Origin of the sequence: Thiohalocapsa halophila (genome assembly GCF_016583825.1) — a bacterium.
Classification (GTDB): Bacteria; Pseudomonadota; Gammaproteobacteria; order Chromatiales; family Chromatiaceae; genus Thiohalocapsa; species Thiohalocapsa halophila.
Genome location: NZ_NRRV01000134.1, coordinates 1 through 7,375 on the forward strand (window position 1 = coordinate 1; position 7,375 = coordinate 7,375).

Annotated in this window: 6 protein-coding genes; 1 reads left to right on the top strand and 5 read right to left on the bottom strand. The window is 68.0% G+C overall.

What is annotated here, in order from left to right:
- Positions 1-247 precede the first annotated feature (247 nt).
- The 5 genes from CKO31_RS25145 to CKO31_RS25165 all read right to left on the bottom strand — a co-directional run bounded on the left by CKO31_RS25145 (position 248) and on the right by CKO31_RS25165 (position 6,437).
- A complete protein-coding gene (locus tag CKO31_RS25145) occupies positions 248-1,615 on the bottom strand; it encodes an MgtC/SapB family protein (protein WP_200243384.1) in 1,368 nt (455 codons plus the stop codon).
- 308 nt (positions 1,616-1,923) lie between these two features.
- The gene (locus tag CKO31_RS25150; protein WP_242475684.1) at positions 1,924-2,913 is read right to left on the bottom strand and encodes an MDR/zinc-dependent alcohol dehydrogenase-like family protein; all 990 of its coding nucleotides are present in this window, start codon (positions 2,911-2,913) and stop codon (positions 1,924-1,926) included.
- A gap of 11 nt (positions 2,914-2,924) precedes the next feature.
- Positions 2,925-3,785, bottom strand: coding sequence for an META domain-containing protein (locus CKO31_RS25155; protein WP_200243387.1), 861 nt, complete (start codon positions 3,783-3,785; stop codon positions 2,925-2,927).
- Between the two features lie 281 nt (positions 3,786-4,066).
- A complete protein-coding gene (locus CKO31_RS25160) occupies positions 4,067-5,239 on the bottom strand; it encodes a PEGA domain-containing protein (protein ID WP_200243389.1) in 1,173 nt (390 codons plus the stop codon).
- Positions 5,240-5,483: 244 nt separating this feature from the next.
- Positions 5,484-6,437 carry an IS1595 family transposase gene (locus CKO31_RS25165; RefSeq protein ID WP_200243392.1) on the bottom strand — a complete coding sequence of 318 codons (954 nt, stop codon included), beginning with the start codon at positions 6,435-6,437 and terminating at the stop codon, positions 5,484-5,486.
- 97 nt (positions 6,438-6,534) lie between these two features.
- Between CKO31_RS25165 and CKO31_RS25170 the strand changes: the two genes are divergently transcribed.
- Positions 6,535-7,251 carry a DNA-processing protein DprA gene (locus CKO31_RS25170; protein ID WP_200243395.1) on the top strand — a complete coding sequence of 239 codons (717 nt, stop codon included), beginning with the start codon at positions 6,535-6,537 and terminating at the stop codon, positions 7,249-7,251.
- Positions 7,252-7,375 lie beyond the last annotated feature (124 nt).

The window sequence follows — 7,375 nt, forward strand, 5'->3', positions numbered from 1 at the left end:
TTGATATCTTCGATGTGCTCGGCACTCAGGTTGCTGACCGGGATGCTGCTGGAATCCGGAATCATGGGCTTTGGATCGATATCTGAGAAACTGCGCGAAGTATCTCACATATCGGTATATTCCAAAGCGGAAATCACCTAAGACATCGCGCATCCGCGCCGGCCATGTCCAAGCGCATCGAGAGCGCCGCGTCATGTTGCTGTGCCATGGCCGTCCTCCCGAGCGCTCGAATACCGGCCAGTGCGGCTCAGCGAGCGAGCTGCTCCCCCCAATCTGCAAAAGCTCCATACAGGCCCTGCAGGGCCGTGAAGAGACCGAAGTCCTCAGGCAGGGCAGCCGTCTGCCCCGTCAGCGACAGCAATGCCAGTCCCGTCGCAGCGGTGGCAAGCATCGGCACACCGACCCGCAGCCCAAGCCCCAGGGTGCCCACCCACAGGCAGACGCCTGTCTTGAACAGTGTGTTGCTCGTCACGGCCAGCAGGATGGCCAGCAAGACCACGGGCAGTGCGAGCTGCGGCGGATACATCTTCGCGACCGACAGTGTGATGGCGTTGAGATCGGCGACGCCGGACACCGCCGCCAGCCCCAGCACGCCGGCATCGCCCAGGTAATCCGCCGCGAGCCGCCCCAAGACCATGATCACCGCCAGCAGCAGGCCGAAGCGCAGCGCCGAGCCCAACGCCAGCGGGTTGCTGGTGCGCAGGGTGGCTCCGCTGCCATCCGGACCGCGCTGCCGCCACAGCAGCAGCGCCGGCGCCGCCGTCACCAGTGCCATACCGGCGAGCGGCAGGGCCAGCGGCTGCACCAGCGCCGGCTGCACCAGTCCGACGATGACCAGTATGCGCGGGAAGAGCGTCGCATTGGCCAGCAGGATGCCGCTGCCGAGCAGATTGGGATCCGCATCGGTGTGCTTGGCGAGGCGCGCCATCTGGATGGTGGAGGCGGTCGACGACGCGAGCCCCGCCAGCAGCCCGGTCAGGGGAATCCCGGCGCCGGCCCCGACGATGCGCACGGCGAAATAGCCGGCGTAGGAGATGGCCGCGATCAGCACCACCATCCACCAAAGCTGGTAGGGGTTCAGCGCCGCCGCCGGCCCGAAGCCCTGATCCGGCAGCATCGGCAGCACCACCACCGAGATCAGCAGCAGCTGCAAGGTCGCCTGCAGCTCGGTCTCGTCCAGCTTCGCGACCCAGGCGTGCAGTTGGGGCTTCAGCCCCAGCAACAGGGTCGCAACCACCGCCGCGGCGGCGGCCGTGGTGCGATGTCCCAGGGTGGCGAGCGCGGCAAGCGCGAAGGCCAGCAATGCTGCGATGAGCGTCGTAATGCCCGTCTCGCCCGTCTGCCAGGCATTCAGGGCATAGGCCGCCGCCACCGCAAGGGCGACACCGAGGAAGGCCCAGCCCACCACCCCCGGCGTGGTTTGCTGAGCCAGCACCCCGGTGGCACCCCCGAGCAGGCCGATGAGACCGAAGGTGCGCACGCCCGCGGGTCGCGCCACGTACTTCGGCTGCTCTTTGTGCCAGCCCCGCTCCAGTCCGAACAAGAGACCGATGGCCAGCGCCAACGCCAGCGACAGCGCAGCCGACTGCTGCTCCGGGGTGATCAGGGTGTCCATCGGGCGGTCGCTGCGGGGCGCTCTGGCTTGCTTGGGCGGCGCGTCGGCGGCGCGGGACCTTGGCTGCGCCCAAGCAAATCCCGAGCCTTGCACATAATGGGTGCCGTAAAGCATAGGACGCGAAGCCTAGCCCGGGGGAGACCGGCGCCGAGCGCACGCGGTAGCCCGGATGCAGCGAAGCGCACGCCGGGGCCCGGCGTCGCCGTCAAAAGGCGCGACGGCTGCTCCCGGCAGCTGGTGACGATACCGGATTTCGCCGGCGCTCCATCCGCGCGAGGTGGTCCCCGGCAGCGGGCGCGCCGCCGCGGTCAGGTGCTGTCGATCAATACCTTCAGCACGCCCGGCTCTGCGGCCCGGCGCAGCGCGGCATCGGCTTGCGCGAGCGCGAAGCGGGCTTCGATCAGCGGCCGCGGATCTACCAGGCCTTGGGCCAATAGCCGCAGCGCGGCGGGAAAGGGTCCGCAGCGGGAGCCGACGACGGTGATCTCGTCCACCACCAGACTCGCCAGGTCTACCGCGACCTCGCCGGCATAGGTGCTCTTGAGCACCAGGGTGCCGCGAGGGCGCAGGGCGCTGCGGGCCAGGGCCAGGCCGACGGGCGCACCACTGGCTTCCACCACCACATCGAAGGCGGCGGCGGGCACCGCGTCTTCGGCCAGCCACTCCAGGCCGGCGTCTGCCAGGAGCCTGCGCTGGCGCTCACGCCGTGCCACCACGGCGAGGTCGCAGCCGGTGAGCCGCAGCGCCCGCGCGATGAGCTGCCCGAGCCGCCCGGCTCCCACCACCAGCACACGCTGCGCCGGGCCCAGGTGCACTTGGCGGGTAATCTGGAGCGCGGCCGCCAAGGGCTCCGTGAAAACGGCGGCATCATCGGGCACCTGATCCGGCACCGGGTACAGGTTGGCCAGCGGCAGGGTCAGATACTGGGCGAAGGCGCCGTCCCGACCACGGATGCCGAGCACCTCGCGTGCCGTGCAGTGATTGCTCCGCCCGGCCCGGCACTGCGGACAAGAGCCACAGGCGATATTGATCTCGCCGACGACACGCTGACCCTCGCGCTCTGGGGCGTCGCTAGCCGCCGCGATCTCCCCGACGAATTCGTGCCCCATGACCCCGCTGAAGGGCACATAACCGCGCAGCATCGCCAAGTCCGTGCCGCAGACGCCGGCTTGGCGCACGCGCACCAGGGCCTCGCCCGGGCCCGGGGTCGGCACCGGTAGGTCGGTGTACAGCAGCGGTGCGGTTTCCAGGCGGAGCCCGAGCATGGTGGCGGACGTCTCCGAAGACTGGGTGCTCATGGGCTGCATGATTATTGGATGCGCGTCGCGTCCCGTTGCAGCTCGCCCTGCTGCGCCGCGATGCGCGGGCCCCTGTGGGAAGGGTCGCCGACCGGCGCAGGCCGGGGCAGGCGCATCGCGCCGGGGGCGGGCGGCTCGCTGCTCGGCCCGAGCGCGGCGCCGTCGTCGGGCTCCGCGGGCGGATCGAGGGCCGCAAAGCGCGCGATCATACGCCCGTCGGCATCCCGCAGCAGCAGCGACTGGGCGTCTACCCGATAGCTGTCCATCTGGCCGAGTATGGCCAGATAGTCCTCCGCCTGGCGGGTGGCCGCCGGGTCCGGACAGCCGAAGCGCGTGCCCGTCAGGGGCCCCTCCAGTGCCAAAAAGCGCTCCTGGTCGCGCACGAAGCCGCCGCGATACTCATCGCAGGCGACCCCGGACAGGCGGGTCGCGTCCTCGAAGCGCAGCGTGAAGCGCGGCTTCGGCAGCGCCGGCACGATGGTGTCGTCGCGGTTGCGGTAGGCCAGCAGCACCCAGACCCGGCGTTGCAGCGGCGCGGTCTCGGGCCGCACCAGGGTCAGCAGCTCACGGGCATCGGCGTCCAGAAGCACCAGCTCATCATCGGACTGTCGCATCTGCGTCACGGTGGGCAGCAGCGCAAGCACGGTACGCTCCTGGGTGCGCAGCGTCGGCGGGCAGTCGCTGACCACCGATGCGATGTGGGGAGAGAACAATAGCCGCTCGTCATCCAGCCAATAGCTGCCGCGCAGAGTGTCACAGCCGGCATTGATGCGGAAGCCGTTCTCATCGAAAGCCACATAGCCGTTGCCGTTGCCGGTGATGGCAGGCTTCAGCCCGAGCTTCGTCCGATAGGCCTGCAGCTGCCAGATCACGGATGTCAGCCCATCCGTGGCGGGCGCAACCGGCCTCCGCGTGGCCGGGTCAGTGGCGCCGGCCTGTGATTCCGTCGCTTGAGGCCGTGCCGGGGCAAGCTCTGCGACCGGCGGGGCGGTGGGGAGGTCGCGGGCCCCGGGCACCTGCGCCAGGACCGAGCCGGCTATCCAGGCCGGCACCAACGCCAGCGCCAACGCCAGTGCTGCGCCGCGCGCCGGCATGATCCCGGATGATGTTGTGCGCCTGCCAGCGGGCGCCCTGCCGTCGGCCTGTCGCAGGCTCATGGCTCCGCGAGCTCGGCGAGCTGGGCGCGCAGCGTGCGGCTGCCGTTCAGCTCGATGCGCTCGCGATAGGCGGTATGGCCGGGCTTGCGTACCTCGATGTCGTACTCGCCGGGCGGCAGCATCACATCGAGCTTGGTGGAGCCGTAGGGCACGCCGTCGATGAACACCTCGTCATAGTAGACGTTGGAGCGCACCGTCAGCTGGTAGCGCTCCTCGCCGGCGGCTACGGGCTCCACCGTCTCGGCGTCCGGGTCCGCATCCGGCGCGTCCACCACCTCCGGCGGCGGTGTGGCCGGTACGGGCGCAGCCGCTGCCGCAGCGCGATCCGGCGGCAGCTCGCCCTGGCACTCGGCCTCGCTCAAGCCCAGCAAGCGGCAGGCGTCCGTGAGGGTCGCCTCCGTGCGCAGGCTAGCGGTCATGGTGACGAAATACTCGCCTTGGCCGCGGAAGCCGCTGTCGGTGATCGTGCTTTCCACCACCTGGGGCTCCACGCCAGCCGCCACCTGATGCTTGGCCACGACCTCCGCCTCCGTCACCTGCGCGAACAGGTCCTGCGCGAAGCGATTGCGTGCGACCCGGCGTGCCGTCTGCTCGCCTCGCTCCATACAGTCGGCAATGGTCTCGTCCATCGCGCAGCTGATGGCATTGGTCAGGCGCTGCTCCCCGTCGACGTTCAGCTCGCGCAGTAGGCGTTGTGCGCGGGCCCGGTCCAGACCGGCGCGCAGCTTGGCGAGGTCGATCGCAGCGGTCTCGGCCTCGGTGCGAAGCGCCGAGAGCCGTGTACGCGCGGCCGCGATCTGCTCCTGTTGCGCGGTCAACGTCGACCCATGACGCGCTTGCGCCGAAGCGGCCGCGCGATAGGCCTGAAGCTCGGCCTGAAGCGGCGTGTCCGGATCAGCCACCACGCGCTCGAACTGCGCCTCCAGCGCCGCCAGCGCGGCATCGCGCTCCGCAGCGAGCTCATCGGTGGCCGCCTCCAGCGCCTGCTGCTCGGCCTCGAGCCGGGCGAGCGCCTGCTCGGCATCCGCGAGGGCGGTGCGCGCCTGCTCGGCCTCGGCGGCCTTGCCGTCGATAGTCTTCTGGAGCGTCGCGACCTCCGAGGCCGCAACCCCGCCGAGCGCCGCCCACAACAGCGCACCAAAGACGAAAACAGGGACCTTGTGGCTCATGCAGCCAACACGACCTCGAGCATCTTCAACACAAACCGTTGCCAGCCGGACGCGGGCTCGCAAGCCCGACCCTCCGAATAATACAAGCAATACCCCAGCGAGAACATACGACCAAGGCGCCCCCAGCCCACCCGCCACCGTGTGCGTCCCGGACCTGCGGTGGCGACGGAGCGTCGGGCGGACACCGGCCGAGCCGACCACCTCCCGGTCGTCCCAAGACCCACGCAGACAAACCCCTTCCTGATTAGCAAGGTGTTTCAGCCAACCGAATCTGGTGCAGCGGACACGGCTCGCAGCGTGCCGCGGCGACCAGCAGGCGAGCAGGCAGGGCGTGCAGATCGAAGCGGCGATTGAAGCGATAGGCGATTGCGCCGAGGTAGCGCTCGGCGTAGCGGCTGAAGTCAAAGTGGTGATACGCACCGCTGAGGCTGGTCTTCACGTTGCCGAGCACGGTGTTGACCCAGTGGAACATCGGCAGCTCGTCCGGCTTCCGGGTGCCGACGACAATCGGTCGATGGGCGCAGCCGACATCGGTGACACCGCGAAAGCAGGCCAGGCCATCGGAGATGACGGTGCTCGCAGGACTGAGATTGGCGCTGGCCCAGGTGGCAATCGCCTTGCGGGTGAATCCTGGCAGCTGGGTGAACTTCGCGCGCAGTGGATGGCCGTTCTCATCCACGGCGACCGCGCCGATGAAGGGCACCTTGTTGTCCGAGCCACGCCCGGCGGTGCCGCCGGTGAGCTCGCCGCCGAGATAGGCGTCGTCGACTTGGACATCCCCGCACAGCTTATAGCCGGCCTCGCGCTCCACCATGGCCTGCATCAGCTTGTGGTGGATGAGCCAGGCCGTGGGGTAACTCACCCCCAAGTCACGCTTCAGCGCCAGGGCCGAGAGTCCGGTCTTGGCCTGACTGACGAGGTAGATCGCCAGGAACCACACCGTGAGCGCCAGCTTGGTGCCCTCAAACAGCGTGCCGGCAATCAACGAGGTCTGGTGATGGCAGGCGTTGCACTGGAACGTCTTGCGCCCCCGCGCCTTCAGCACGCAGTGCGCAGCGGCGCCGCACCGCGGACAGCGAAATCCCCGCGGCCAACGTGCTTGCTCCAGCGCCGCCTCGCATTGGGCCTCACTGGCGTAGCGCTCGAAGAACTCAAACAACGACATCCCCGGCTGAAACTGGATTCGATTCATAGCCATGGCACACACCCTCTTGCAGAACCTGACTTCAGTGTGCGCCCGCCGGTGGCTCAACCCGTGAGCCCCAGCGGAAGGTCCTTGCTAATCAGGACGGTCGTTGACACCGGCACATCTTCTGCAGGGCAATCTGGATGACCTGCTGGACGGGTGGCACGACAAGACGATTTCGATCGAACGGGTGAACGCGCTGCTCGACCGTGGGCCTGCTCTAGCCATCTCGATGGAAAAATGGCTGAGGTCTGGTCTGTGGGTGATGACTCGCTCCGACCAGGACTATCCAAGACGACTTAAGCAGCGCCTGAAGAGCGATTCGCCCGCAATATTGTTTGGTTGCGGCAACCGAGCTTTACTGAATAGGGGCGGGCTGGCCGTGGTCGGGTCGCGCAAGGTGAACGACGGTGATCTGGTGTATAGCAGTAAGCTTGGTGCGCTTGCCTCCAAGGCCGGGATATCGATTGTTTCTGGCGCGGCGCGAGGTGTTGATGAGACGGCGATGCTCGGCGCACTTGAGGCGGAAGGGACGGCGGTTGGCGTTTTGGCCGACAGCCTGCTGCGTGCCTGTTCGGGCGCGAAGTACCGCAAGTACCTGCTGGAGAACAACTTGGTGCTGGTCTCGTCGTTCAATCCTGAAGCCGGGTTTAACGCGGGCAACGCGATGCAGCGGAACAAGTATATCTACTGCCTTGCGGATGCGGCGCTGGCCGTCCACTCGGGCACGAAAGGCGGTACATGGACTGGCGCGCATGAAGTTCTGAAAACGGGGTGGATACCGTTGTGGGTGAAGCCGACGGATGACCCCGAGGCCGGAAACTAGGTTGTTCACTTTACCGTGTCTGACGCCCAATCCGTTCATGCAGTTTTCGTGTCAGGCCTGAAGGCCCGCCGCCGTCGCGCGAGCATGGAAAGCCCGATGTTGTTCTCGACCCACTGCTCGACGT

Coding starts and splice junctions, on each gene's coding strand:
- CKO31_RS25145 (WP_200243384.1), bottom strand. CDS start 1,615: ATGGACACCCTGATCACCCCGGAGCAGCAGTCGGCTGCGCTGTCGCTG.
- CKO31_RS25150 (WP_242475684.1), bottom strand. CDS start 2,913: ATGAGCACCCAGTCTTCGGAGACGTCCGCCACCATGCTCGGGCTCCGC.
- CKO31_RS25160 (WP_200243389.1), bottom strand. CDS start 5,239: ATGAGCCACAAGGTCCCTGTTTTCGTCTTTGGTGCGCTGTTGTGGGCG.
- CKO31_RS25165 (WP_200243392.1), bottom strand. CDS start 6,437: ATGGCTATGAATCGAATCCAGTTTCAGCCGGGGATGTCGTTGTTTGAG.